The sequence below is a fragment of the Marinobacter sp. genome, assembly GCF_035268745.1.
Taxonomy (GTDB): Bacteria; Pseudomonadota; Gammaproteobacteria; order Pseudomonadales; family Oleiphilaceae; genus Marinobacter.
On the sequence record NZ_DATFKH010000115.1, the window covers coordinates 1 to 1,464 of the forward strand.

Sequence of the window (1,464 nt, forward strand, 5' to 3'; positions counted from 1 at the left end):
AAGTAAACCATCTGGCGCCAGAACGGGTCTGGCAGGAAATCCAGCGGGCTCTGAATGAAGCCGAACCGGTCACCTTTTTCACGGTGCTACGGGACTGCGGAGCGCTCGAATCCCTGATTCCCGAGTTCGGACCTGACAGCAGCTCCCGGAACATTTTCAGCCGCGCAATGGCCGCCCTGGAATGCGCTCACTCCCATAACCTGAAGACAGAGGCGCGGTTCGCGGCACTGCTTTCGCCGCTGGCTCACACAGGACAGCACGCCGGCGAAAACCGGGCACAGCGGCGGGCAAAAAAGCTCAGGGCTCCCAACGACTGCATTGCGCTGGCAAGGCTGGTGGCAGAGTTTGCCCAAACTCTTGACGCTGATCATCCGGTCACGCCAGACCTCGCTCTAGCCCTGTTGACTGCTGCAGATGCATGGCGGCGCCCTGAAAGATTCGCAACCCTGCTCGCCACCCTGAGCTGTGTGCTTGAGCCCGGGCCCGCAAGCAAGGTAGAACAACTCAGGCGGGCTCTTGCAGCCGCGAATACCGTCAGCCCACAGTTACTGATGGCAGAAGGCTTTTCCGGAAAAGCGCTGGGTGAAGCAATCCACAGTGAACGCCTGCGACGTATTCAGAAGTCGTTTCCCGAGCAATAAGGATAGCCATGAATTCACCCACACCCGTGGCGCTGATCACCGGTGCCGCCCACCGGCTTGGTGCTCACACTGCCCGTCATCTTCATGGTCGCGGCTGGAATATCGTGATTCACTATCGGTCCCGGCAGGCTCAGGCCGAGGCGCTGGCGCGGGAACTGAATGCCCGGCGCGACCATTCTGCCATCCCGTTACCGTCCGACCTGTCCCGGCCGGACCAGATCAGGCCCCTGGCGGAGAAAGCCGTTGCTGCCTGGGGGCGACTGGACGGGCTGATCAATAATGCCTCGGTGTTCTATCCCAATCCCACGGAAAAGGCCCGGGACGAAGACTGGGACAGGGTGATGGGCACCAACCTGCGCGCGCCATTTTTTCTGGGCCAGGCCTGCCTGCCCGCACTGCGGGAATCCCGTGGCACTATCGTTAACCTGATCGACATCTACAGCCAGCGGCCATTGGCCGACCACCCGCTTTACTGTGCCAGCAAGGCAGGTCTTGCAGCACTTACCCGGTCCTGGGCAAAAGATCTGGCGCCGGATGTCCGGGTTAACGGTGTCTCCCCCGGGGCGATACTCTGGCCCGAAGCCGGTGCGGAAACCTACCCCCAGCATCAGCAGAGCATTCTCGCCAGGACTCCGCTGGCGCAAACCGGGCAACCCGACGATATCGCCGGAGCGGTCGCCTTCCTGCTGTGTGATGCCCCTTTCGTGACCGGCCAGATTCTGGCTGTAGACGGCGGCCGCAGCCTCAATATGTAGCCCGCCGGGCACCCTCGCCAGTGATCCTGGTGATTCTTGGCAATTGCGCGGTTTCAGCTACACTTGCC

1 protein-coding gene and 1 pseudogene are annotated in these 1,464 nt (G+C 61.7%); both read left to right on the plus strand.

Annotated elements, in window-relative coordinates; genetic code table 11:
• Positions 1–641 (plus strand): annotated as a pseudogene (locus VJ956_RS08505) (multifunctional CCA tRNA nucleotidyl transferase/2'3'-cyclic phosphodiesterase/2'nucleotidase/phosphatase); the annotation flags it as partial.
• A gap of 8 nt (positions 642–649) precedes the next feature.
• Positions 650–1,396: a pteridine reductase gene (locus VJ956_RS08510; protein WP_324083796.1), complete on the plus strand. Its 747-nt coding sequence runs from the start codon at positions 650–652 to the stop codon at positions 1,394–1,396.
• Positions 1,397–1,464 lie beyond the last annotated feature (68 nt).